This is a genomic window from Luteococcus sediminum, from assembly GCF_054783495.1.
In genome coordinates this window covers 31,551-55,108 of the sequence record NZ_BAAGQL010000008.1, presented here as the reverse complement: position 1 = coordinate 55,108, position 23,558 = coordinate 31,551, and the positions used below count along the sequence as shown (strand labels likewise).

Sequence of the window (23,558 nt, the reverse complement as noted above, 5' to 3'; positions counted from 1 at the left end):
CCCTGCCCGGCCCCCGCCCCAGTCTCGCGAACCATCGTGGAGACTGGCTTGTAGACTTGACGGGTGACAGCTCACGCCCCCGCCCCGCGCCGTGGGGGCGTGGCGTCCCGAGCCGGGAGTGTGCTCGGCTGGCTGCTGATGGCCTGGACGGCCTGCCTGACCCTGTTCGACCTGCGCCGCACCGTCTGCGGTCGCTACGGCATCCCGAGCACCGAGCTGCTGGTCACCCTTGCCATCGTGCTGGTCACTGCCCCGGCCCTGTGGCGGCAGCGCCACCGCATCACCCGGCCGGGGCGCGTGATGCTGGCGAGCTTCCTGGTGCTGGGCCTGTGGTCGATGGCCAGTGTCGCGCTGACCCCCTCACCCACCATCCACGGTGTCCTGGTGCCGCGACGCTACCGGCTGGTGCCGGCCCTGCAGGGGGTGCTGACGGCACTCGCCGCCTGGGGGGTGGCCTGCGCCATCCCCTCGTGGCGGCGACGACCGGCCCTGTGGTGGGCGGCCCTGGCGATGGTGGCCTGCACCCCGCCCGCCTGGTGGCGGGTACTCAACAACTCAGGAACCCATCGGCTCTCGAGCGCCCTCGGCGGCGCCGCCGTGGTCCACGTCGCCCTCTTCCTGTGCGCCGCGATCTTCGTGGCGGCCGCGCTCGATGGTTACCGTCGCCGTACCAGCTGGGTGCTGGCGGTCGTCAGCATTGCGCTGGCCCTGGCCTCGGGATCACGCGCCGGGCTGATCGACCTCGCACTCGTCTCGCTGGTGGGCGTGCTGTGGCTGGTGCCCCGCCACCTGGTGCGCCGGGCCGTGCTCTGGCTCCTGGGTGGGTCGCTCGCCCTGGTCGCAGTGATCTCGATCTTCCCCAGCACCAGGCGCATGCTCAGCTTCTCCGACCCGCTGCGGGTGATGAACATGGAGACGGCGCTGCAGGCCTGGACCGCGTCGACGCACTCGCTGCTGCTGGGTGTCGGCTCGGGGCGGCTGTGGCCGTGGATGGCCTTCGAGGGAGGCCTGGTGCCGATTCCCTATCGGGGCATCGGGGCCACCGAGTTCGGGGTGGCCCTCACCAATCCGCACTCGATCTTCCTGTCGATGCTGGTGGAGCTTGGCCCCTTTGCGATGATCCCGCTGCTGGTCATGTTCGCGAGCCCTGTGCTCTCGCTCTTTCGTCACCCACCACGCCAGCGGAGTGTGCTCGTCGTGCAGTTGGCACTGGTCTGCCTGCTGCCGTCCTTCTTCCTGGACTACTACCTGTTCAAGAACCACGCGGTGAGTTTCTGGTGGTGGCTCGTGGTCGCCTTCGGCCTGGGGCTGGAAGCCCCGCGTGGGAGTCTCACCTCCTCCCAGCCGGCGGCTGCTCAGGATCCGGGCGCCACCGGGGTCTCGTCCTGACGCTGGCCGTGACCGTGGTCGTACTGCCACGCCACCATGAGTGCCAGGCCCATGAAGACCACCAGCAGGCCCGCCATGCTCCACGACACATAGGTCATGGTCTGGTGCAGCGAGGAATGGAAGCGTGCGATCAGGGCGAGTGGCACCGCCATGTACACGATTCCCTGGCACAGCATCACACCTTGTCGCCCGACCGTCACGAAGAGCATGGAGATGGGGGAGGTGACGAAGTTCAGGTAGAGCCAGGGCACCAGGATGCGGGCGATCTGCCCTGCCACCGTCCAGTCGTGGTCGCCGGTGCTGCCCAGGACGAAGGGGAAAAGCCATGGGGCGAGCAACCAGATCAGGGCGAAGGGGATGGCACCGATGGCCAGTGACCGCACGATCGCGTCGCGCACGACGGGGAACATTCGGCCCCGGGGGGTCGTGGCCAGCTTCTGGAAGAAGACCTGGCTCAGGGCGCCGTTGATCAGTCCCATCGGCATCTGGAGCAGGGTCCAGGCCTGTGCGAACTGCCCCAGCATGGCCTGGCTGAAGTAGGCCGCGGTCATCAGGTTGATGCCGTTGAGCCGGATGGTGTCCACCAGCGCATTGGGCCCGTTGACCAAGGGCATCTTTCGATGCTCACGCGCCATGGCCAGCGCAGAGTCCCCGGGTTGTGGCGTGGTTTCGTGTCGCGTCAGGCGCCACAGGTTCAGGAAGCTGAACCACTGCCCGACGATCGGGCCCAGGACGAGGCCCCAGGCGCCGGGAGCCCCGAGCACGCCGACACCCAGCTGGGTCGCGGTGGTGCCCAGCGACTGTCCCATCCGGTTGCGGGCCATCTCCTTGTACCGTTTGCGTCGGTTGAGCCAGTACTGGCGGCACGAGATCTGGGTCATGGCGAAGACCAGCAGGCCCACCAGGGGCAGGTACTGGGCGGCGGCCTCGTTGCCCAAGAGCCGCGCCAGCGGCTTGGCGAAGAAGGCGAGGACGAGGGTGGCGATCGAGGAGGTGACCAGCGCGAGCCTGCTCGCCAGCTTCACCAGGCCCCGCGCATCCGAATCACTCTCCGGCACCACCACGGCCAGGTCATAGCGCAGCGCGCCGACGGTCACGATGCCGGCGGCCAGGGACATGTAGATCGAGTACAGCCCCCACTCCTGCGTGGTGTACATGCGGGTCATCAGGGGCCGCGCCAACAGGGGCAGGGCCTGGGCCACCGCCGTGCCGGTCATGAGCGTGAGCACGTGGCGCAGGAAACTGCTGGAGCGCAGTGTCTGCAATCGGCTGGTGGGCCCTGGCGGAGGAGCAGCGCTCATGCGCGCAGCGCCTGGGTCATGGTGGCGCGGTAGGCCTCCAGCATGGTGTCCACCGAGTGGCTCCAGGAGTAGTGCTGCTCCACGTGTTCGCGGCCCGCGCGGCCCATCTGGCGACGCAGGTCGGCATCGAGGGCCAGTCTCGCAATGGCCTGGGCGGCGGCCTCGACGTCGTCGATTCCCACGATGATGCCGCTCTGTTCGTCGACCGTGACCTCCTTGGGGCCTTCCGCGTCGGAGACCACCACGGGCAGGCCGCAGGCACTGGCCTCCAGGATGGCGGCCCCGAAGCTCTCCTGCCGGCTCAGTGCCACGTAGACGTCGAGCTCGTGCAGGGCCTGCGGCACCTGCTCGTGGGGGACCGGCCCGCACAGCACGGTCTCGGGCAGGCCCAGCTCCCGCGCGAGGACAGAGAGCTCCTCCCGGGCCGGTCCATCTCCCGTGATGCGCAGTCGCAGGCGCGGGCCGCCGGCCTCCTGCACCACTTTCTGGGCACGCGCGAAGGCCTTCATCAGCACGTCGATGCCGTAGACGGGCTTGAGCAGCTTGACGGTCCCGACCACCACCTCGTCCCCCGTAGCGTCCCGGTCGCCGGGCCGGAAGAGGGATGTGTCGACACCGAAGGGGGTGATGTCGATGGGCAGGTCGGTGAACCGGGAGGTCCGACGGGCCATCGCCCGGCTGGTGGAGGCGATCCGGGTGGCCGCGGCGAGATTCGACTCCAGCACCTTGCGGGCCAGCCGGTTGCGATCCGGGAACTCGTACACGTCGGAACCCCACACCGACACCAGGTGGGGGACCTGCAGGCCGGCCAGGGCCAGGCGTGACAGGGTGCCGTAGCCGCTCGCGAAATGGGTGTTGACCAGGTCGGGACGCAGTGCGGTCACCAGGGAACGCAGCGCCGGGGCAGCCACCAGGTAGCCACCGCCCGCGGGACTGGGAAGCCGGTGGATCGCCACCCGCTCGTCGTAGTCCTGCTCATCGGCAGGATGCACGCTCGCCACGTGCACGTCGATCCCACGCCCCGCCAGGTCATTGGCCCACCGGGCAGTGTGGATCGAGTTGGCCGCGGAGACGAGCAGGACGCGTTCCACCGGGGTCCCGGCCTCGCCCGGTGCCGGGTCCGGCCGCGACAGCAGCCGCGCCACGGTGCGGGCCCTCTCCAGCCAGCTGTGCTCCTCCCGGGCGTGGAGCACCCGCTGGTGGGCCGCCTGCACCTGGGAGGGGTCGTCGATCAGGGTACGGAGCAGGGCGACGGCATCCTCGCGGGAGTAGGGGATCGTCCAGCCCAGGGCGTTGTCGCCGACGAAGTCCCCCACCAGGGAGCCCTGGCTCGCCAAGATGGGCTTGCCCTGGCCGATGTACTCATAGAGCTTCACCGGGGCGGCGAACCCCCGGTAACTGGCCGGCTCGGTGTAGATGACGGCCACATTGGCCGCCCGGTAGAGCTCGTCGAGCTCCGCTCCCGAGCGGTGCACCACCTGCACATTGGGGGGCAGGGGCTCGTACTCCTGGCGCGCGGCCTGCCACTCCGCCTCGCGGCAGCAGATCGTCAGCTGGGCCTCGGGCACCTCGGCCATTGCCTCGACGAGCGCGTGGAGTCGGTAGTGGGTGCCGATTCCTCCCACGTAGAACAGGTTCACCGGGGACGGTGCCGCCTCCACCAGCTCCGGTGAACGGTGGCCCGGCGGGAGCGGGTGGTGCCGCAGGGCCGGATCGCCGACGTGCGGCTCCATCTGGGTGCTGGGCAGGAAGACGATGTCGGTGGCGCTGCGGTAGGCGCGCAGGTCATGCCGGTAGGCCGCCAGGGCCAGGTGCTTGCGCAGCTTCGGCAGGCCCTTTCCATAGTCGGGAAAACGCCAGTAGATGTCACGGTAGAACAGGCCCACGCGTGTTCCATGGGCGCGAAGCCTGCGCAGCAGTGCGAAGTCCACCAGGGGATGGCGGGGCCGGTGGTCCGGGTCGGTGAGCAGCGTCGGCATGGTGGAGGACTCCGAATAGCAGAAGTCGAAGATGATCCCCTCTGCCAGGGCGCGGCTGACCCGCGAGGCGGCTGCCACCCTCTCCTGGCTGCTGCCGGTCACCTCCCACACTTCGTAGCCCAGTTCCTCGAAGGCATCGCGCATGGCGACGGGCCGGATCCCGCTGGCGCTGGTGGCCTGGCGGTTGAGGGGGTAGGGGGCGTGGAAGACCATGCGCGCTCTGGTACCGGCCTGCGCCCCGTGCGTGTCACCGGTCTGCCCTGCGCCAACGGCACAGCCCGGCGCCTCGCCCGTCGCATCGATCTTCGCTTCGCCCATGTCGTCGATCCTAGCGATGCGGGCACGCTCCACGGGGCGGCAAGGGCCACCGGTCTAGGATGATTGCGTGGCAGACCAGAACGAGGTGCAATCCACGACTGCACCCATGGAAAGGTTGGCCAGCGGGGCGGCGCTGCTCGGACTGGCGGTGATGCAGCTGGTCAACCTGCGCGTGGGAATGGACGGACGGCCCGCCACCGTCTCCCTGTTCCTGATCGGCTTCACGATGGTCACCCTGTTCACCCTGCCGTGGCTCCTGCGGCCCGGCCTGCGCACGAGCTGGGGCCATGCTGTCCTGGGCAGCATCCTGCTGCTGTTGTGCTGGTCCCTGTGGTCCGCCTGTCGCACTCCGCTGCCACGCATGTTCACCCCGCCGGTGCAGGTGGGGCGGATCCACCTGGTGGTGCCGGTGGTGACGGCCCTGGTGACCACCACCGCGGCCTGGGGCCTGGCTGCGGCAGTCGGGGCACGCCGCCGCACGGAAGTGCTGTGGCGCTGCTCGATGCTCCTGGCGGCCTCGACGCTCATCGCAGGGCCCCGCACCATGCTGTCCACCCACACCCTGCGGCTGGGTACCGGCATGGGCGGCGCGGCCATCTACCACGTGGTGTTGTTGCTGGCGGGGGCGGTGCTGCTGGCCGCCGTCCTGTGTGGTGACCGGCGTCGATGGAGCCTGGCCGGTGCGCTCATCTGCCTGTTGGGCGTGGTCTTCACGGGTTCGCGCGCCGGTCTGTTGACCCTGCTGGTCTTCCTGGGCGCGCTGGCAGGGGTGCTGGTGCTGCGAGGACGTTCGCGGATCGTGCTGACGATGCTCGTCGGGCTGGCGGTGCTGCTGGTGACCGCGATGTGGCTGGTGCCACCGCTGCGCCGCCTGCTGGAACCACACGAGCAGTTCCGCATGGCCAACTACCAGACGGCCCTGCGCACCTGGCAGGAGAGTTCCCACAACCTGTGGCTGGGTGTCGGCTCGGGGCGGATGTGGCCGTGGTACTTCTTCGAGTCCGGCGCTGCCCCGGTGCCCTGGCGTGGGGTGATCCAGACCGGATTCGGCCGGTCGCTCACCAATCCCCACTCGCTCTACCTCGGCGTGCTCGCCGAACTGGGAATTGTCGGCGCAGCGCTGTTGGCCGTGCTGGTGGTGGGCGTGCTGTGGCATGTGGTGAAGGCCTGGCGCACGCTGGCTCGCGTGGGGCGGGAAGCATCCGGGAGTGAACTCGGCGAGGCCCTGTCTGCCCTGGTGGTGCCGCTGGCGCTCGCCTCCACCCTGGTGGCCTTCGCCCTCGACCACTACCTGTTGAAGAACTTCGCGGTCAGTTTCTGGTGGTGGCTCGTCCTGGCCTCCACCTGGGGACTGCGCACTACCGCATCGGATCCGTCCCGTCGACCCCCGGAGGTGGCTCAGTGAGTCGCATCGTCATCATCACCCGCGCCTTTCCCTTCCTTCCCGGTGAGGCATTCATCGAGCCGGAGGCGCCCTTCTGGGAGCGTGACGACGCCGACGTGATCGTCATGCCCTGGAAGATGGACGGCGAGCCCCGCCCCGTGCCCGAGTCGGTGCGGGTGGACGACTGCATCGCCAGGATCGGCCGCCGGCGTCGCCAGCGCGCACGCCTGGCCGCCTTGGGCACGGGCCTGTTCTGGCGCGAGATCGGCTGGCTGGCCCGGCACCGCCGCCTCACGCGGGCCACGGCGCAGGAAGCGGTGCGGGCGGTGGGTGGAGCACTTGCCCATCGCGATGCCCTGGCGGAATGGATCGAGCAGAATGGGCCGATCGACGTGGTCTACACCTACTGGTGGGATGTGTGGACCTATGGTGCGCAGCTGCTCAAGGGCCGCGGCATCGGCCATGTGGTCAGTCGGGCGCACCGCTATGACCTGTACGAGGACAAGCATCCCAGCGGCTACCTCGGGCTCAAGCGCCAGCTCGGCCCCCAGCTGGACGTCCAGTTCGCCATCTCCGAGGACGGCCGGCGCGCTGCCATCGAGCAGTACGGACTGCCCGACTCGATGGTGCAACTGGCACCCCTGGGCGTGCACGTGCCCGAGGAGACCTCCCGGACCTCCGGGGAGGGGGAGTTGCACGTACTGAGCACGGCCCTGATGAACCCGGTCAAGCGGATCGACCGGCTGGTCGACGGCCTGGGGATGCTGTGCCGCGAGCATCCGGAACTACAGGTGCACTGGACCCATTTCGGCGGCGGGGCGCTGTACGACGAGATGGTGCAGCGCGTCGATGGTCTGGGATCCCCGGCCAACCTCACCGTGGACCTGCCGGGCAATGTGACCAATGACGTGATCACCCGTCACCTGGCGCAGCAGCCGGTCGACGTCTTCGTCAACACGTCCTTGTCTGAAGGGGTGCCGGTCTCGATCATGGAGGCGATGGCCCATGGCGTGCCAACCCTTGCGCCGGCCGTGGGCGGAATTGGTGACATCGTCCCGGCCGAGGGGCCTGGCGGAGAGCTGCTCTCCTCCCAGCCCGAGGCGGCCGAGGTGGCCGAGGCACTGTGGCGCTGGCACGAACGGGCCAAGCAGCCCGAGCAGCGGCAGGTGGCCCGAGAGGTCGTCAACCGCAGCTATGACCAGGCCAAGAACTTCACCCGGCTGATGGACCAGCTGGTGCAGATGGGCTGAGCTGCCCCAGCGGCCGGCCGGACGAAAGCCCTTCGGTCGGCCGGGCGCGCCGGGACTGCTGCAGGTGGGCCAGCGCCACGATGAGCCACAGCCACAGCTGGTGGTAGCGCAGCGTCGAGGAGGTGACGACCCCCAGCAGGGGATACAGGCCGCTGATCACCATCGGGGCGACGAAGCGCCACCCGGGATTGGGGCGTGCCGTCAACAGCCCCCGGCGCACCACCACCCACCAGGCGACCAGGTAGGCCACCAGGACGGGGAGGCCGTACCACAGGACGATCTCCAGCAGGACATTGTGCGGGTCCATCAGCCTGCCGCCGAAACGTGCGGCGGCCTGGCTGGAGTACTCGGACAGGGCTCCGTAGCCCAGCAGCAGGTGGGCCGGTCTCTCGACCATCATGTCGACGGCATTGGCGATGATCACCCCGCGCTGGGCCGTGGAGTTGTCACGCACGTACGGGCTGGTGGCCAGGGCACCGAAGGCCGTCACCGCCAGCCCCACGCAGAGCACGAGCCCGCGGGTGGTGAAGACCTGGGGGTGGAGCGTGCGCACCGACAGCAGCACGATGCAACCGAGCGCCAGCACCAGCGCCAGCAGGCAACCACGCGAGCCCATGTAGGTGATCAGGAAGGTGGCGCTGAGCAGCACCGCCAGGCGTCCGACGGTCCGCAGCGGGCCGACCCGGGGATGGAAGAAGATCTTGGCCAGCAGGCAGGTGCACAGCAGCGTCATCGCCACGGAGAAGTCGTTGTAGTTCGGGTACAGGCCGCTGACCACGAAACGATTGCCGGCCACGGCGGCCGCGGTGTTGGCCTGGGGGTAGAGCATCGGCATGAACTTGAGACCCGTGACCACCTCGAAGATGGCCATGGCCCAGGTGAACACCAGTCCCGCGAACAGTCCGTCGAGGATTCGGTGGACGGCCCGGTCCGGCCTGCCCGCGGCGAAGACCGCTGCCGACACGCCCGTGAGGCAGACCATGACGATGAAACTGTTGTTGGTCCCCGCCAGCTGGGCGGGGATCCACACCAGGGCCGCGACCAGGGAACTGGCCAGTCCCAGGCCAAGGATCCACGCCAGGGGGCGGGGCCACGGGGCGCGGGGGCGAATGCCCTGGACGAGCACGACGACCAACGGGAGTCCGAGCAGTGCCAGGAATCCCAGTGGCATCTTGGCGGCGCTCATCGCCGCGGCCACGGTGAGCAGGGAGGTCACATCGCGCTCACCGACAGGCCCGCTCCACCGCACCCGGCGGTTCATCGGGTGACGGCAGCCCGGTCACGCCGACGCCTGCTGTTGAGAAGTTCCAACAGGAAGGCGGTGAGGAAGCCACCCAGCAGGGCCGCGCCCACCGCAGGTACCAATGCATTGGAACGGGAGCCCACGGTGGACAGGTCGGGGTCGATGTGCGCCTCCTCGGCCACGGACAGGGTGGCGTCGAAGAGTTCGCTGCCGACGATCCGGTCGGACTCCTCCACCAGTGCATCGCTCATCGCGGTACTGAGCATGATGGCGTCCGCCTCATCAGGAGCGGTGGTATTCACGGCCAGCAGCAGGGAACCACCGCCCCAGTAGACACTGGTCATGTCGGCAACCTGCTGTGCAGTGAACTTGCCCCCGGTCTGCTTCGCCGCACGTTCGGTCAACAGGGGGATGTCCTCAAGGGCGACATAGGTTCGCATCAGATTGGACAGCAGCGAGGCCTGACGCTCGGCCTCGGCCGGATCGGCCGGCTTGGCGGGCACCACCAGGACGTGGGCCTGGCTCCTCCAGCTGTTCTGGGGGGGCCTCGCGAATCCCAGACCCCCGACCAGCACGCCCAGAGCGAGACCGACGATGGTGGCGGGCACCAGGTATCGCTTCAACCGGGCGAGGTAGGCCAGAAGGTCGAGGGTGTCTTCAGATTCCACCCCGTGATAGTACGTCAGGCGGCTCCTTGGTGGCGCAAGGCAGGCCGCAGCCCTGCCCCGACGGTCGACGCCGACGCGTTCAGGGTCGCGTTGCTGGGGCCTCGTGCTTCGACGCGATAGCCTTGGCCAAGCAACCGATGACGTGGAGGCCACGTGAACAACGTACGAATTCAACCCACCGCCGATCTCGACGAGGGCGTCACCATCGGTGACGGTTCATCGGTGTGGCACCTGGCGCAGGTGCGCCATGGAGCAGAGCTGGGCCGCAACGTGATCGTCGGCCGTGGTGCCTACATCGGCGAGGGCGTCCACGTCGGCGACAACTGCAAGATCCAGAACTACGCGCTGGTCTACGAGCCGGCCGTCCTCGAGGACGGCGTCTTCATCGGACCGGCCGTCGTGCTCACCAATGACCACTTCCCCCGCGCGGTGAACCCGGACGGCTCCGCGAAGAGCGCCGCCGACTGGGAGCCCGTGGGCGTCACCCTCAAGGAGGGCTGCTCGGTCGGTGCCCGCGCCACCTGCGTCGCCCCCGTCACGATCGGCCGCTGGGCAACCGTCGCGGCCGGTTCCGTGGTGGTCAAGGACGTCCCGGACTTCGCCCTGGTGGCCGGGGTCCCCGCCCGTCGGATCAAGTGGGTGGGCCGTTCCGGCTTCCCGCTGGTCGAGCACGGCACCGATGCCCACGGCAACAAGAAGTTCCTCGACGAGAAGACCGGAGACGTCTTCGTCGAGGCTGACGAAATCCTGACCCTCGTCGCCGAAGGCGAAGGCCCCAACAGCTCGACGGCAGAGGGCTCTGCCGCCGCGAACACGGAGGAAAACAAGTGACCCAGTCGTTCATTCCGCCCGCCAAGCCGCTGATCGGTGAGGAGGAGATCGAGGCCGTCGCGCGCATCATGCGCACCGGAATGCTGGCCCAGGGCCAGGAGGTCGCCGACTTCGAGACCGAGTTCGCCGCCCAGTTCACCCCCGGCCGCAAGGCCGTCGCCGTGAACTCCGGCACCTCGGGCCTGCACATCGGCCTGCTCGCCAGCGGCATCACCGCCGGTGACGAGGTCATCGTGCCCTCCTTCACCTTCGCCGCCACCGCCAACTCGGTGGCCCTGACCGGCGCCACGCCCGTCTTCGCCGACATCGACCCCGACAGCTTCTGCCTGGACCCCAAGAGCGTCGAGGCCTCCATCACCGAGCGCACCAAGGGCATCATGCCGGTGCACCTGTACGGTCACCCGGCCAACATGAAGGCCCTCCAGGAGATCGCCGACAAGCACGGCCTGCAGCTCTTCGAGGACGCCGCCCAGGCCCACGGTGCCTCGCTCGACGGCACCCCGGTGGGCGCCTTCGGCACCTTCGGCGCCTTCAGCCTGTACCCCACCAAGAACATGACCTCGGGCGAGGGCGGCATGATCACCGTCGCCGACGCCGAGGTGGAGCGTCGCTGCCAGCTGTACCGCAACCAGGGAATGCTGAAGCAGTACCACAACGAGGTCGTCGGCCTGAACAACCGCATGACCAACATCCACGCCGCCATCGGCCGCGTGCAGCTCACCAAGGTGGGCGACTGGACGGCCCGGCGCCAGGCCAATGCCAAGTTCCTCGACGAGAACCTGCAGGGCGTCACCGTCCCGCCGGTCGCCGAGGGTGCGGTGCACGTCTACCACCAGTACACGATCCGCGTCCCCGAGGACCGCGACGGCTTCTCCTCCGCCCTCAAGGAGCAGTTCCAGGTGGGTTCGGGCATGTTCTACCCGGTGCCCAACCACCGCCTGGAGCCCTTCCAGAGCCCCGTCGAACTGCCCGAGACGGAGAAGGCCGCCAAGGAGTGCCTCAGCCTGCCCGTGCACCCCTCGCTGGAGCAGGGCGACCTGGAACGCATCGTCGAGGCAGTCAACAGCCTCGCCAAGGCAGGTGCCTGAGCCATGGCCGAGACCAAGAAGCTGCGCGCGGGCCTGATCGGCCTGGGCATGATGGGCCGCCACCACGCCCGCAACCTGCGCTCCATCGACGGCGTCGAGCTGGTCGGTGTCGCCGACGCGATGGGTGACCCGCACGGCGTGGCCGGCAACCTCGAGGTCAAGAAGGACATCGACGAGCTGATCGCGCTCGGCCTCGACTACTGCGTCGTGGCCGCCCCGACCGTCTACCACGACGAGATCGGCACCAAGCTGGCCGAGGCCGGCGTGCACGCTCTGATCGAGAAGCCGCTGGCCAAGGACACCTCCTCGGCCAAGGGTCTGGCGGAGCTCTTCGCCAAGAAGGGCCTGGTGGGTGCCGTCGGCCACATCGAGCGCTACAACCCGGCGCTGCAGAACCTGCGCAAGCGCCTGGAGGCCGGCGAGCTGGGCGACCTGTACCAGGTGGCCACCCGCCGCCAGGGACCCTTCCCGAACCGGATCGCCGACGTCGGCGTCATCAAGGACCTCGGCAGCCACGACATCGACCTGACCGCCTGGGTGACCCAGCGCGACTACGAACTGGTCGCGGCCCGCTCGATGTTCAAGTCGGGCCGCCAGTACGAGGACATGGTCTCGGCCACCTGCCAGCTCTCGGGCGGCCTGATGAGCAACCACCTCGTCAACTGGCTGACCCCCGCCAAGGAGCGGCTGTGCATCGTCACCGGCGAGAAGGGCATGTTCGTCGCAGACACCCTGACCGCCGACCTGACCTTCTACGGCAATGGCACCGCCCACGAGACATGGGAGGACCTGGCCCAGTTCCGTGGTGTCAGCGAGGGTGACGTCACTCGCTTCGCCATCCCGAAGCCCGAGCCGCTGCGCACCGAGCACGAGAACTTCCGTGATGCCGTGCTGGGCAAGGACGCGGACATCGTCACGCTAATGCAGGGCGCTCGCGTCGTGCAGGTGTGCGAGGCCATGATCGAGAGCTCGAAGACGAACCAGTTCGTCGAGATCAACTGATCCCACCCCGGCCTGGCGGGGACAATGGCGGGGGCGGACACCACCTGGTGTCCGCCCCCGTCTGCCGTTCCCGCTCAGTCGCGCGAGGCCACCTGCCAGGCCGCGGCCACCAGCGCATCGTCGACCCGCAGCCCGAAGACCTCGCGCAGCTCCTTGGCCGGAACCAGCCGGAACCAGCCGTGGACGGTGCTGCGCGGCGTGGGATCGTCCAACGGCAGGGCGACGGTCGGGGTGCCGGCGCCGAAGCCCGGGTCCACCAGCACCGGCCTGCCGTCCACCTCGGCGAGGGTGGCCTGGTGGGTCAACGGTCCGAGCTCGGGGTTCGGCCGCAGCAGGATGCGGGCCAGCACGGGCTCGGAGGGCACCTGCAGGGCCGCGAGCACCTGGCGCACCAGTGCCGCATGCTCGTGGCAGTAGCCGCCGCGCTGGTCGTCGAGCAGTCCGAGCGCCGAGCGGCCGCCAGAGGCGGCGCGGTCCCGTGCCCGGGCCGTCGTGGTGTCGAGTCCCAGACGCTGCAGGTAGCGCTGCAGAAGCCGCCGGGAATCAGGATCGGGGATGGTCTTCGGGGCAGCCGGTGCGGTCCCGGGGTCCTGGACGGTGGGGTCTTCGGCGATGTCCATGGTCCTCCTGTCGGGGTGGGTGCAGGGCGAGCGGTGCTCGAGTCCCATTGCGCCGCTGTGGCGATGGCCTGCCCTGGACAGACTTCGGGCCCGGAGGCTGATGCCGTCCGGGCCCGCATGGTCTGCTGCGTCGGATCCCCCGATCCTCGTGCAGCGGTGGCTCGTCGCATCCCCCGATGCCTTCGAGCCGTCCTGTTGTCCATCCCCCGATGTTTCACAGGAGTGAGTCCATCTCGCGATGTCCTCGTGTCGTGGCTGCTTCCCCCGAAGCCTCCGTGGCTTCCAGTTCCCCCGAACTGGACTCGCCCTGCAGATCCCCCGATCCGCCGTGGCGATGACTCAATACTCCCGCCCGGAGGGGGGTGCCTCAAATGGAAAAAGTGATTGCAGGCTTGATCACTTTGGCTGGAATGCATGAAACAGGCCCTTTTTGTCCCCTGGTCGGGGGACAAAAAGGGGTCCGTGTCCCATGAACAGGGGACAAATGTGGGGTTTCCAGTGTCACGCGAACAGGTGACACGGAAATGCTCTCAACTTTCACTCCCGGGCGTGACGCACGCACGGATCCCGGCACTGGCCACGGCCGGCAGTGTCCCGGAGGGCAGTGACCATGCGGGGCGTCCTTCCCACCCACCCCGGCCCGCGGCGGTAGGCTCTGGGAAGACTTCAGCACTTCCCCCGTGCTCCTGAAAGGACCTCCATGAAGATCGCCGTCATCGGGATGGGCAAGATCGGCCTTCCCCTCGCCGTCCAGTTCGCGTCGAAGGGCCACGAGGTCTTCGGTGTGGACGTGCAGCAGCGCGTCGTGGACACGATCAACGAGGGTCGCGAGCCCTTCCCCGGTGAAGCCCACCTGGGGGAGAAGCTGGCCGAGCTGGTGCCCGCGGGCAACCTGAAGGCCACCACCGACTACTCCGAGGCGATCCCCGGCATCGACGCCATCGTCATCGTCGTCCCGCTCTTCGTCAACGACGAGACCTGGCAGCCCGACTTCGCCTGGATGGAAGACGCCACCAAGTCCTTCTCCGAGCACCTGACGCCCGGCACGCTCATCTCCTACGAGACCACGCTGCCGGTCGGCACCACCCGCAACCGCTGGAAGCCGATGGTCGAAGAGCTCTCCGGCCTGGTCGAGGGCAAGGACTTCCACCTCGTCTTCAGCCCCGAGCGCGTGCTCACCGGCCGTGTCTTCGCCGACCTGCGCAAGTACCCCAAGCTTGTCGGCGGCCTCTCGGAGGAGGGCACCAAGAAGGCCATCGACTTCTACGAGGCCGTGCTCGACTTCGATGAGCGCCCCGACCTGCCCGAGGGCAATGGCGTCTGGGACATGGGCACCGCCGAGGCCGCCGAGATGGCCAAGCTCGCCGAGACCACCTACCGCGACGTCAACATCGGTCTGGCCAACCAGTTCGGCAAGTTCGCCGAGAAGAACGGCATCGACGTCTACAAGGTCATCAAGGCCAGCAACTCGCAGCCCTACAGCCACATCCACCTGCCCGGCATCGCCGTGGGCGGCCACTGCATCCCGGTCTACCCGCGCCTGTACCTCTACACCGACCCCGACGCCACCATCGTGCGCACCGCGCGCGAGGCCAACATGACCATGCCTGAGCATGCCGTCACCCTGGTCGAGGGCGCCCTCGGCGGCCTGGAGGGCAAGAAGGTGCTCATCCTGGGCGCCTCCTACCGCGGCAAGGTGAAGGAGACCGCCTTCAGTGGCGTCTTCCCGGTCTTCCAGGTGCTCAGCGCCCGCGGCGCGGTGGCCACCGTCAGCGACCCGATGTACACCGCCGACGAGCTGGCCAGGCTGGACCTCAACCCGCACACCGATGGCGACCAGGTCGATGCGGTCATCGTGCAGGCCAACCACCCCGAGTTCGGCGAGCTCGGCGCAGCCGACTTCCCCGGCGTGCAGGTGCTGGTCGACGGCCGCAACTGCACCGACGCCGCCAAGTGGGAGGGCGTCAAGCGCTTCGTGATCGGCGACGGCGAGGCCTGAACCACATCGTCCCGAGGGGCCGCCACCGCACCGCGGTGGCGGCCCCTGCCCTTGCCACCAGGCCCGAGGGCGCCGAAACAGACGAATCTGGGGATTTGCAGGTGAACAGCAGATCGAGACGCCGAATTGCGGCTGTTTGGGCATCAGGCAGGGCGCTCGGGGCGCACCCGCCAGCGATGGTCGCCCCGACGGACCATCGCCAGCAGCGACTGCTCGACGGCCGGCCAGCCATGGACCACCTGCTGGTAGGTCAGGCGCACGACGATGTAGCCCAGGCTGCGCAGGCGCAGGTCGCGCTCCCTGTCCGACGCATAGTGCTCAAGCCCGGTGTGGTGGGCTCGACTGTCCACCTCGATCACCAGGCGGTCTCCGACCAGGAGGTCGACGCGGTCGCCCGGGGTGATCCAGACCTGTGGGCGCAGCTGGATGCCCCTCCTCCTCAGCCGAAGCCGGACCAGGGTCTCGGTCCCCGACTCGGCGAGGTCGCAGCGGCGCAGCAGCAGGTCGGTGCGCCGACCGGGCGGCAGGATGGCGGCCAACTCGTCCAGGGTCATCATCCGCCTGTGGAGCAGGGAATCACAGACCTGGACGAGTTCCTCTGGCCCCAGGCACCCCCACGCAGCGCGCAGCGCTGTGGCGAGGTCGTCGACCGCCCTCAGTGGCGCGCCACGGGTGCCGCCGGCGCTGTGGCAGTGCTTCAGCCCGGCGGACAGCGGGCTGGTGAAGTTGTGGTCGCGGCGTACGTGGACGAGCGTGCCCGTGACGTCCCAGGCGCCGTGATGGGCCAGGGCTGACGCACAGGTGAGGGCCCCGCCCGCCTTGACGGCCCGCAGCACGCGCGGGTCGGCCTGGGGAGCGCCATACCACCCCCGCCTCACGTGCAGCAGGCTCCCCTCCTTGACTGCCCGCTGGATGTCTCGTCGCTGCCAGCCGGATCGTTGCAGCACTTGCGTCCGCCAGACGCCGTCTCGTGGGTCCATGCCTTAGTTATGTGGATCCTGGGCCGAAAACAGTCAGCTGTCCCCAGGTGCTGGGTTGGGCTGCAGCCTGTGGACAGCGGAAACAGACGGATCTGGGCGTTGGCAGGTTCAAAACGGATTGGGGTGCAGAAATACGTCTGTTGTGGCGCAGGGGAGTCCGAAGGGAGCTGCCCTGTCGTGTGAGGTGACGACCACCCTTCTTTGGAGGCGGCATGACCACCCCCGGAAACCCCACCTGGATGGACCTGGGCACCCACGACCTCGAGGGCGCGAAGGCCTTCTACTCCGAGCTCTTCGGCTGGGAATTCGTCGACCAGGGCGACGACTTCGGCGGCTACACCAGGATCAGGAAGGGCGACGGCTTCGTGGCTGGCGTCATGAGCTCACTCATGACGCCGGACGGCATGGCCGACGAGCCCCAGTACCCCACCAGCTGGACGATCTACCTGCACGTGGCCGACATTGACGCCGCCCTGGCGAAGGTGGAGGCCGCCGGCGGCAGCATCATGCTCCCCGCGATGGACGTGGGCGATGCCGGCCGGATGGCCTTGGTCGGTGATGCCGCCGGGGCCGTCGTCGGCATGTGGCAGCCGCTCCAGTACGAGGGCTTCGCGCTGGACTTGTCGGTGGGCACGCCGGTCTGGTTCGAGTCGATGAGCAAGGACTTCGACGCCGCCAGCCGCTTCTACACCGAGGTCTTCGGCTGAGACCTGGTGGCCATGCCGTCCGGCGATGGCGAGCCCCGCTATGCCACCAACGGTGCCGATGGCTCCGGCGGCGCGGGGCTCTGCGAGGCGAATGCCTGGTTGCCCGACTAGGTGCCGTCCTACTGGCGGATGTACCTGTGCGTCGAGGATGCCGATGCCACGATCGAGAAGGTCAAGGAGCTGGGCGGCAGCCTGCTCGATGGCCCGATGGACTCCCTCTTCGGACGGGTGGCGACGGTCGCCGACCCGCAGGGGGCCCAGTTCCAGATCAACCAGCCGCTTCAGGGTTGACCCCCGGGGGTGTCCTCAGCCCCAGTCGCCGAGGGCACCCTCCAGCGCGCCGAGGGCTGCCTCGACCAACGGCCACCGCTCCTCGTCGGGGCAGCCCCGCTGGCTCCAGCTCAGGCAGGCCGCCTGGACATGCCCGAGGTAGCCGTGGATGGCGTAGTTGCTGCGCAGGTCCTGGCGTCCACCGAGGAGTTCCTGCAGCAGGGCGACGTGCTGCTGGGTGGCGGCCTGGCGGACGGCGCGTGCAGCCTCCGGGTCGTCCGCGCTGCCCATCAAGGGTGCGGCCCAGCCGGCCGGGTGGCTGGCAACGTGGTCCAGGTGGACCAGCAGCGAGGTGCGCACCCGGTCGCGGCGCGAGCTGCCCGGCGGCAGGGCGGCCTGGGCCTCGGCCTGGGCGGTGAGCAGCAGGTCGACGGCCTCCTGGGTGAGTTCTGCGAAGAGGCCGGCCTTGCCGTCGAAGTACTTGTGGACCAGGGCCTCCGAGACGCCGGCGTCGCGCCCCACGGCGGCCAGGGAGACCTGGGCATAGGGTCGTGAGGCGAAGGCGATCCGCGCGCTGGCAAGGATCGCCGCTCGACGCGTCGCCGGGTCGAGTCGACGCGCCCCTCTCTCGGGTTCGCTCATGCCACCATCCTAGGCCTGTGGTGAGCTAGACTCACCAACGATGGTGAGTGTGACTCACCAACATCGTCGAGGAAAGGTTCGTCATGCACTGGTCCGAGCACGCGATCTTCTGGCAGGTCTACCCCCTGGGCTTCACCGGGGCGCCGGTGCGTCCCTCGGGCGAGCACGAACGTGTCCTGACCCACCGGCTGGGCCACCTGCACAACTGGCTGGAGCACGCCCAGTCGCTGGGCTGCAATGGGCTCATGCTGGGGCCGGTCTTCACCAGCTCCACCCACGGCTATGACACCCTCGACCACTTCACCATCGACCCGCGGCTCGGCGGCGAAGGTGATTTCGACGCGCTGGTGGCCGCCTGCCACGAGAGGGGCATCAAGATCCTGTTCGACGGTGTCTTCAACCACGTCGGCGCCGAGCATCCCCTCTACCGGGCGGCGCTCGAGAAGGGCCCCGACAGCGACGAGGCCCGCCTCTTCCGCATCGACTGGACCCAGCAGCCGCCGCGAGCGGCCGTCTTCGAGGGCCACGGGTCCCTGGTGGCGCTCAACCACGACGAGCCGGCCGTCGCCGAGTTGGTGGCCGACGTGATGAGCCACTGGCTCTCGCGTGGCCTCGATGGCTGGCGCCTGGATGCCGCCTATGCCATCCGTCCCGAGTTCTGGCGCGGGGTGCTGGAGCGGGTGCGCCCCGACGTCGGCGAGGCCTGGTTCGTCGGCGAGATGATCCACGGAGACTATGCCGACTACGTGAACCGCTCCGGCCTTGACTCGGTGACCCAGTACGAGCTGTGGAAGTCGACCTGGAGTGCCCTGCAGGACGAGAACTTCTTCGAGCTCGACTGGACCCTCCAGCGCCACAACCAGTGGCTGGAGCACTTCGTGCCGCAGACCTTCGTCGGCAACCATGACGTGACCCGGATCGCCACCCTCGTCGGGCAGGACAAGCTGCCGCTGGCCCTGGCGGTGCTGTTCACCGTTGCAGGCGTGCCCAGCATCTATTCCGGTGACGAGGAGGGCTTCACCGCCACCAAGTACGAGCGCGAGGGTGGCGACGACGAGGTCCGCCCCACCTTCCCCTCGGGGCCCGACGGGCTCTCGCCACTGGGCGCCGAGGTGCGTCGCCTGCACCAGGACCTGGTGGGCCTGCGACGACGCCACCCCTGGCTGGTGCGCGGGCGGGTGCAGCAGCTGGAGCTGCGCAATGAGGCCTACCGCTACCGCGTCACCGGCGACGGGGGCGAGTGGATCGAGGTGTCCCTGGACATCCCCGCCCGTCGCTTCGTGATCACCGGGGCCGACGGGCTGCTGCTGGAGCGCTGAGCACGGCTTCCCCGCAGGACAATGGCTCCATGAGCTTCTGGGGACAGGTGTGGTGGCATGTCGGCACGAGCCCGGCCGGGGCGCTCTCGGTGGTGCTGGCGACGAGCGTGCTCTACCTGGTCTTCGCCGGGGTGCTGCACCTGGTCGGTGCGCGCCTGATGGGCACCCCCGGCGTGCTGGCCTTCAGCCTCAGCGCCATGCTGGCGAGCCTGTTCGCCCGCGCGATGCTGGGCAACTCGCCGACCATGGTCGGGGCCCTGCTGGCGGTGGCCACCCTGTTGGTGCTGGAGGGGGCGCTGGGGCGGGTCCGCTTCGCGCACCGGTCTGCCCGGCATGCCCACCGCGCGCACTGGGGGCGCTCCCCGGTGGTGGTCGTCGTCCAGGGCAGGGCCCGCCCTGAGGTGCTGCGGCGACGCCGTCTGGGCGAGCCCGAGGTGCTGGCCCGGCTGCGCACGGCCGGCCTGCTCAGCCCCGACGAGGCTGCCCTGGTCATCCTGGAGCCGCGTGGGCAGCTGACCATCGTGCGCCGCGGGCAGCGGATCGACGCCCGCCTGCTGGAGGGTGTTGAGGGTGCCGAGCTGGTGCCCGAGCAGCTGGTACTGCGTCCCTGAGCCCCCTTCCAGGGGGCCTTCCGAGGTCGCTACGTGAGCCAAAATAGTTCACATGGTGGACCCAGGAGTAGCATCCCTGCGTGCAGACGCAAGAGATGGACCTCACCACCGAGATCCCGCCGAACCGGAATGACGAGGCCCACGCCCTCCAGCGTGGCCTGACCAGCGGGCAGGTGGCGATGATCGGACTGTCCGGGGCCCTGGGCACCGGGCTGTTCCTCGGCTCGGCCTCCATGATCAAGGTGGCCGGCCCCGGCGTCATCCTGTCCTACACGCTCACCGGCCTGCTGATGCTCATCGTGGTCTGGGCGCTGGCCGAGATGACGGTGGTCCATCCCGTCGCCGGGGGCTTCGGGGCCACCGCCCACGCCTACCTCGGCCCGCTCGGCGGCTGGCTGATGCGCTGGAATGTCGCCGTGGTGATGTGCATCGCCGTCGGGGTGGAGGTGGTGGCCACCGGCAGCTACCTGCACTGGTTCTGGCCCCAGCTCGGCATCGGTGCGGGCACGGTGCTCAGCTCGGTGCTGATCGTGCTGATCAACATGGCCACCGTCAAGGCCCACGGCACCAGCGAGTACTGGTTCAGCATCATCAAGGTGGCCACCGTGGTCGCCTTCATCATCCTGGGCCTGGTGCTGCTCTTCCTGGGCCTGCCCGGCCGCACCCCGATCGGCATCGGCAACTTCACCGGCGGCCAGGGTTGGGAGGGCTTCGCGCCCTTTGGCCTCAAGGGCATCCTGGTGGGCGCGGTGATGGCCGTGTTCAGCTTCGGCGGGGCCGAGAACGTCGCCGTCGCCTCGGCCGAGAGCGAGAATCCCGAGCGCGACGTGCCCCGCGCCGCCCGCGCCATGGGCGTGCGCCTGGTGGTCTTCTACGTCGGCGCCATCGCCATCGTGATCGGCCTGCAGCCGTGGAAGCAGAGCGGGGCCAGCGACGGCGGCGTGATGACCAGCCCCTTCGTCAAGGTGCTCGAGATGGCCAATGTGCCCGGGGCTGCGCACCTGATGACCTTCGTGTTGATCACCGCCGCCCTGAGCGCCGGCAATGGCTGCCTCTACGCGTCGACCCGAATGCTGCACTCACTGGCCCTGGACCGGATGGCACCGCGTGCCATCGCCCGCACCTCGGCCCACGGCGCCCCCCGCAATGCCGTGGCGCTGGCCACCGTCGGCATGGCCTTCGCCTCGGTGCTGTCGATCATCGACCCCAAGGGGGCCTTCATGACCCCCTACGGCATTCTCGTCTTCGGCCTGCTCACCACGTGGGTGCTGGTCACCATGACCTACATCGCCTTCACGGTGCGACGCCGCCGCCTGGGCCTGCCCGACGCCCCGGCCCGCCTGATGGGTGGGGCGGCGACGGCCGGCTTCGCCCTGGCCTGCTTCGCCGCCATCTACGTGGCGCTGGGCTTCATCAAGGGCCTCAGCATCGCCCTGCCGACCGGGGTGCCCTACATCCTGCTGCTCACGGTCGCCTTCTTCCTGGTGCGGCGCCGGGTGGGCACCTTCCCGCCAAGCGTGCTGGAGGAGGAGCTGGCGGCTCGCGCCCAGCCTCAGTGACCGGCCGCCTGAGCCACACCCATCCCGTTGCGCTGCGGCCCGCATCCCCCCACGGGTGCGGGTCGCTGGGCGTCGAGGCCACTAGAGTTGGGCACGTCGTCCACCCAAGGAGTTGCCATGCGCGTCGTCAGCATCGTCGGTGCCCGTCCCCAGTTCGTGAAGCTCGCACCCGTCGCCAAGGCGCTCGAGGCAGCGGGCATCGAGCACCGGATCGTCCACACCGGCCAGCACTACGACGTGAACATGTCGGACAGCTTCTTCGTCGAGCTGGGCATTCCGGACCCGGATGTGCACCTGGGTGTCGGCTCCGGCAGCCACGGCGCCCAGACCGGCTCGATGCTGGCCCAGATGGACGAGGCCTTCACCACGCTCCAGCCCGACTGGGTGCTGGTCTACGGCGACACCAACTCCACCATCGCCGGCACCCTGGCCGCGGTGAAGATGCACATCCCCACCGCCCACCTCGAGGCGGGCCTGCGCAGCTACAACCGTCGCATGCCCGAGGAGCACAACCGGGTGATGACCGACCATGCCGCCGACATCTGCCTGGCACCCACGCAGGTTGCCGTCGACCACCTCACCCAGGAGGGCCTGGCCGAGCGCGCCGTGCTGGTCGGCGACGTGATGGTGGACGTCTGCTTCCAGGTGCGTGACGCCGTGAAGGACCGTCCGTTGGCCATCGAGGGCATCAACGACGGTGACCAGTTCATCCTGGCCACCATCCACCGCGCCGACAACACCGACGACCCGGCCCGCCTGAAGACGATCCTGGAGACGCTGGCGGCGCTCCCGGTCAAGACCATCCTGCCGGTCCACCCCCGGTTGCGTGCCAAGGCCGCCGAGTTCGGCCTCGACATTGCAGCCGGCAACCTGGTGGCCGTCGACCCGCTGGCCTATCCCGACATGGTCAATGCCGTCGTGCGCTCGGTGGGCGTGGTCACCGACTCGGGCGGGCTGCAGAAGGAGGCCTACCTGCTGGGCGCCCCCTGCACCACCCTGCGCACCGAGACCGAGTGGGTCGAGACGCTGGTCGACGGATGGAACATCCTCGACCCCGACCTCACCCAGGTCGGCGAGGTGGCTGTGCGTCCCCGCCCCACCGCCGAGCGCTCCATGCCCTACGGTACCGGCCAGGCCGCCGCCCAGGTGGCACGGGCCCTGCAGGCCTGGAGCGTGGACGGGGCAGGCCGGCTCGTCGGACCGGACCCGCGCGAGTTCAATGCCGAGGTCGCCCAGGCGTGAGCGGGCCCGTCGCCGGACGGGTCGTGCACCTGTCGACCGTCCACCACTCGTGGGACAACCGGATCCTGAACAAGGAGTGCCGTGCCCTGGCCGAGGCGGGAATCGACACCCACCTGGTGATCTCTGCCGACGAGGACCGCACCGGCCACGGCGTGCCCGTCCATGCGATCCGTCGCCGTGGACGCCTGGCCCGTCTGGTGGTCTCCCAGTGGGAGGCCTTGCAGTGGCTGCGGCGGCTGCGGCCCGCGGTGCTGCACGTGCACGACCCGGAACTGATCCCGCTGATGGTGCTGTGGGGGCGGCTCGGGCGCTGCCGGATCATCTACGACGCCCATGAGGACCTGGTCAAGCAGATCGAGACCAAGCCCTACCTGCGTGGCCGGCAGCGGGTGCTGGCCCGGGGCGCCGCCAGGGCACTGGTGGGCCTGGCCGACCGACGCTGTGATGCGGTGGTGACCGTCATCGACGAGATCGCCCAGCACTTCTCGACCACCCGCATGGGCCGGCCCCGACCCGTCGTGGTGGTGCGCAACCTGCCCTGGGTGGCGGACTTCCCGCCGGTATCCGTGCGGTGCAATGACCCGGTGGCGGTCTACACCGGCGACATCTCCGAGGAGCGCGGTTTCTCACGAATGGTCAAGGCCGTCGAGCAGGTTCCCGGGGCCCGGCTGGTGCTGGCCGGTCGCTCGCTGGTGCCCACCAGCCGCACCGGCAGCCACCCGGAGGTCGAGATGCTCGGCCTGGTGCCCCCCGGCGAGCTGCCGGGCATCCTGGCCCGGGCCCGTCTGGGGCTGGTGCTGCTGGACCGGCTGCCCAACTATGCCCATTCACTACCCACCAAGCTGGTGGAGTACATGGCCAGTGGGATCCCCTTCCTGGCCACGGACTTCCCCTACTGGCGCCAGCTCTTCGAGGATGTCGACGCAGGGGTCTTCGTCGACGTCGACGATCCCGCGGCGGTGCGCGAAGCGCTGGAGCGGCTGCTCACCGATCCCGAGGAGTGCTCCCGGCTGGGGGCCAACGGGCGCCGGGCCGTCGAGGAGCACTTCGGCTTCGACCTGGATGCCGCCCGCCTGGTGCGCCTCACCCGCCAGCTTCTCGGCTGAGGGCTGGCAGACCGGCCCAGAGGGGCGCCCAGCGCAGCGAGCAGCTCAAT

General features: G+C 69.2%; 21 protein-coding genes. 14 read left to right on the top strand and 7 right to left on the bottom strand.

Going from position 1 to position 23,558, the window contains the following annotated elements:
• Positions 1 to 63: 63 nt before the first annotated feature.
• Positions 64 to 1,389 (top strand): O-antigen ligase family protein, encoded by a 1,326-nt coding sequence (locus tag ACYVKA_RS05265; RefSeq protein WP_460703578.1) that lies wholly within the window; start codon positions 64 to 66, stop codon positions 1,387 to 1,389.
• Here ACYVKA_RS05265 and ACYVKA_RS05260 read toward each other — a convergent pair.
• Entirely contained in the window at positions 1,356 to 2,690 is a 1,335-nt protein-coding gene (locus tag ACYVKA_RS05260; protein ID WP_460703576.1) for a lipopolysaccharide biosynthesis protein, read from the bottom strand. The genes ACYVKA_RS05265 and ACYVKA_RS05260 overlap by 34 nt on opposite strands.
• Positions 2,687 to 4,987 carry a glycosyltransferase gene (locus ACYVKA_RS05255; protein WP_460703574.1) on the bottom strand — a complete coding sequence of 767 codons (2,301 nt, stop codon included), beginning with the start codon at positions 4,985 to 4,987 and terminating at the stop codon, positions 2,687 to 2,689. The genes ACYVKA_RS05260 and ACYVKA_RS05255 overlap by 4 nt, the downstream gene beginning before the upstream one ends.
• A 67-nt stretch (positions 4,988 to 5,054) precedes the next feature.
• Between ACYVKA_RS05255 and ACYVKA_RS05250 the strand changes: the two genes are divergently transcribed.
• Together ACYVKA_RS05250 and ACYVKA_RS05245 are read left to right on the top strand one after the other, a co-directional pair.
• Positions 5,055 to 6,392, top strand: coding sequence for an O-antigen ligase family protein (locus tag ACYVKA_RS05250; protein WP_460703572.1), 1,338 nt, complete (start codon positions 5,055 to 5,057; stop codon positions 6,390 to 6,392).
• Positions 6,389 to 7,621: a glycosyltransferase gene (locus tag ACYVKA_RS05245; protein ID WP_460703570.1), complete on the top strand. Its 1,233-nt coding sequence runs from the start codon at positions 6,389 to 6,391 to the stop codon at positions 7,619 to 7,621. Before ACYVKA_RS05250 ends, ACYVKA_RS05245 begins: the two co-directional genes overlap by 4 nt.
• Here the strand turns inward: ACYVKA_RS05245 and ACYVKA_RS05240 are convergent.
• Complete coding sequence (locus tag ACYVKA_RS05240) at positions 7,584 to 8,882, bottom strand: O-antigen ligase family protein (RefSeq protein ID WP_460703568.1); 1,299 nt, start codon at positions 8,880 to 8,882, stop codon at positions 7,584 to 7,586. The genes ACYVKA_RS05245 and ACYVKA_RS05240 overlap by 38 nt on opposite strands.
• Entirely contained in the window at positions 8,879 to 9,532 is a 654-nt protein-coding gene (locus ACYVKA_RS05235; RefSeq protein ID WP_460703566.1) for a YveK family protein, read from the bottom strand. Before ACYVKA_RS05235 ends, ACYVKA_RS05240 begins: the two co-directional genes overlap by 4 nt.
• A gap of 153 nt (positions 9,533 to 9,685) precedes the next feature.
• Here ACYVKA_RS05235 and ACYVKA_RS05230 point away from each other — a divergent pair, with 153 nt between their 5' ends.
• The 3 genes from ACYVKA_RS05230 to ACYVKA_RS05220 are packed head-to-tail and all read left to right on the top strand — an operon-like array spanning position 9,686 to position 12,453.
• Positions 9,686 to 10,363: an acyltransferase gene (locus tag ACYVKA_RS05230; protein WP_460703564.1), complete on the top strand. Its 678-nt coding sequence runs from the start codon at positions 9,686 to 9,688 to the stop codon at positions 10,361 to 10,363.
• Complete coding sequence (locus ACYVKA_RS05225) at positions 10,360 to 11,451, top strand: DegT/DnrJ/EryC1/StrS family aminotransferase (RefSeq protein WP_460703562.1); 1,092 nt, start codon at positions 10,360 to 10,362, stop codon at positions 11,449 to 11,451. Before ACYVKA_RS05230 ends, ACYVKA_RS05225 begins: the two co-directional genes overlap by 4 nt.
• Before the next feature lie 3 nt (positions 11,452 to 11,454).
• Entirely contained in the window at positions 11,455 to 12,453 is a 999-nt protein-coding gene (locus ACYVKA_RS05220) for a Gfo/Idh/MocA family protein (RefSeq protein WP_460703560.1), read from the top strand.
• Positions 12,454 to 12,527: 74 nt separating this feature from the next.
• Here ACYVKA_RS05220 and ACYVKA_RS05215 read toward each other — a convergent pair whose 3' ends face one another.
• The gene (locus ACYVKA_RS05215) at positions 12,528 to 13,073 is read right to left on the bottom strand and encodes an arylamine N-acetyltransferase (protein WP_460703558.1); all 546 of its coding nucleotides are present in this window, start codon (positions 13,071 to 13,073) and stop codon (positions 12,528 to 12,530) included.
• A gap of 700 nt (positions 13,074 to 13,773) precedes the next feature.
• On the opposite strand from ACYVKA_RS05215, the gene ACYVKA_RS05210 reads away from it, so the two are divergent.
• On the top strand, positions 13,774 to 15,072 hold the full coding sequence (locus tag ACYVKA_RS05210; protein ID WP_460703556.1) for a nucleotide sugar dehydrogenase: 1,299 nt from the start codon (positions 13,774 to 13,776) through the stop codon (positions 15,070 to 15,072).
• Between the two features lie 143 nt (positions 15,073 to 15,215).
• Here the strand turns inward: ACYVKA_RS05210 and ACYVKA_RS05205 are convergent, their stop codons facing one another.
• Positions 15,216 to 16,052: an endonuclease domain-containing protein gene (locus ACYVKA_RS05205; protein ID WP_460703554.1), complete on the bottom strand. Its 837-nt coding sequence runs from the start codon at positions 16,050 to 16,052 to the stop codon at positions 15,216 to 15,218.
• A gap of 212 nt (positions 16,053 to 16,264) precedes the next feature.
• Between ACYVKA_RS05205 and ACYVKA_RS05200 the strand changes: the two genes are divergently transcribed.
• Positions 16,265 to 16,759, top strand: a complete 495-nt coding sequence (locus ACYVKA_RS05200; RefSeq protein WP_460703552.1) for a VOC family protein — start codon at positions 16,265 to 16,267, stop codon at positions 16,757 to 16,759.
• Positions 16,760 to 16,870: 111 nt separating this feature from the next.
• A complete protein-coding gene (locus ACYVKA_RS05195) occupies positions 16,871 to 17,050 on the top strand; it encodes a VOC family protein (RefSeq protein WP_460703550.1) in 180 nt (59 codons plus the stop codon).
• Between the two features lie 15 nt (positions 17,051 to 17,065).
• Here ACYVKA_RS05195 and ACYVKA_RS05190 read toward each other — a convergent pair whose 3' ends face one another.
• Positions 17,066 to 17,671 carry a TetR/AcrR family transcriptional regulator gene (locus tag ACYVKA_RS05190; RefSeq protein ID WP_460703548.1) on the bottom strand — a complete coding sequence of 202 codons (606 nt, stop codon included), beginning with the start codon at positions 17,669 to 17,671 and terminating at the stop codon, positions 17,066 to 17,068.
• 83 nt (positions 17,672 to 17,754) lie between these two features.
• Here ACYVKA_RS05190 and ACYVKA_RS05185 point away from each other — a divergent pair, with 83 nt between their 5' ends.
• The 5 genes from ACYVKA_RS05185 (at position 17,755) to ACYVKA_RS05165 (ending at position 23,508) form a co-directional block, all read left to right on the top strand.
• Positions 17,755 to 18,990, top strand: coding sequence for an alpha-amylase family protein (locus ACYVKA_RS05185; protein WP_460703546.1), 1,236 nt, complete (start codon positions 17,755 to 17,757; stop codon positions 18,988 to 18,990).
• 29 nt (positions 18,991 to 19,019) lie between these two features.
• Positions 19,020 to 19,601 (top strand): YetF domain-containing protein, encoded by a 582-nt coding sequence (locus tag ACYVKA_RS05180; protein ID WP_460703544.1) that lies wholly within the window; start codon positions 19,020 to 19,022, stop codon positions 19,599 to 19,601.
• A gap of 80 nt (positions 19,602 to 19,681) precedes the next feature.
• Positions 19,682 to 21,160: an amino acid permease gene (locus tag ACYVKA_RS05175; RefSeq protein WP_460703542.1), complete on the top strand. Its 1,479-nt coding sequence runs from the start codon at positions 19,682 to 19,684 to the stop codon at positions 21,158 to 21,160.
• Positions 21,161 to 21,277: 117 nt separating this feature from the next.
• The gene (wecB, locus tag ACYVKA_RS05170) at positions 21,278 to 22,402 is read left to right on the top strand and encodes a non-hydrolyzing UDP-N-acetylglucosamine 2-epimerase (protein WP_460703540.1); all 1,125 of its coding nucleotides are present in this window, start codon (positions 21,278 to 21,280) and stop codon (positions 22,400 to 22,402) included.
• On the top strand, positions 22,399 to 23,508 hold the full coding sequence (locus tag ACYVKA_RS05165; RefSeq protein ID WP_460703539.1) for a glycosyltransferase family 4 protein: 1,110 nt from the start codon (positions 22,399 to 22,401) through the stop codon (positions 23,506 to 23,508). Before wecB ends, ACYVKA_RS05165 begins: the two co-directional genes overlap by 4 nt.
• Positions 23,509 to 23,558: the final 50 nt, after the last annotated feature.

Excerpts from the sequence above, each read along its gene's own strand:
- ACYVKA_RS05220 (WP_460703560.1), top strand. The coding sequence starts at position 11,455 with ATGGCCGAGACCAAGAAGCTGCGCGCGGGCCTGATCGGCCTGGGCATG.
- ACYVKA_RS05185 (WP_460703546.1), top strand. The coding sequence starts at position 17,755 with ATGCACTGGTCCGAGCACGCGATCTTCTGGCAGGTCTACCCCCTGGGC.
- ACYVKA_RS05205 (WP_460703554.1), bottom strand. The coding sequence starts at position 16,052 with ATGGACCCACGAGACGGCGTCTGGCGGACGCAAGTGCTGCAACGATCC.
- ACYVKA_RS05260 (WP_460703576.1), bottom strand. The coding sequence starts at position 2,690 with ATGAGCGCTGCTCCTCCGCCAGGGCCCACCAGCCGATTGCAGACACTG.
- ACYVKA_RS05200 (WP_460703552.1), top strand. The coding sequence starts at position 16,265 with ATGACCACCCCCGGAAACCCCACCTGGATGGACCTGGGCACCCACGAC.
- ACYVKA_RS05210 (WP_460703556.1), top strand. The coding sequence starts at position 13,774 with ATGAAGATCGCCGTCATCGGGATGGGCAAGATCGGCCTTCCCCTCGCC.
- ACYVKA_RS05240 (WP_460703568.1), bottom strand. The coding sequence starts at position 8,882 with ATGAACCGCCGGGTGCGGTGGAGCGGGCCTGTCGGTGAGCGCGATGTG.
- ACYVKA_RS05215 (WP_460703558.1), bottom strand. The coding sequence starts at position 13,073 with ATGGACATCGCCGAAGACCCCACCGTCCAGGACCCCGGGACCGCACCG.
- wecB (WP_460703540.1), top strand. The coding sequence starts at position 21,278 with ATGCGCGTCGTCAGCATCGTCGGTGCCCGTCCCCAGTTCGTGAAGCTC.
- ACYVKA_RS05180 (WP_460703544.1), top strand. The coding sequence starts at position 19,020 with ATGAGCTTCTGGGGACAGGTGTGGTGGCATGTCGGCACGAGCCCGGCC.
- ACYVKA_RS05190 (WP_460703548.1), bottom strand. The coding sequence starts at position 17,671 with ATGAGCGAACCCGAGAGAGGGGCGCGTCGACTCGACCCGGCGACGCGT.
- ACYVKA_RS05255 (WP_460703574.1), bottom strand. The coding sequence starts at position 4,987 with ATGGGCGAAGCGAAGATCGATGCGACGGGCGAGGCGCCGGGCTGTGCC.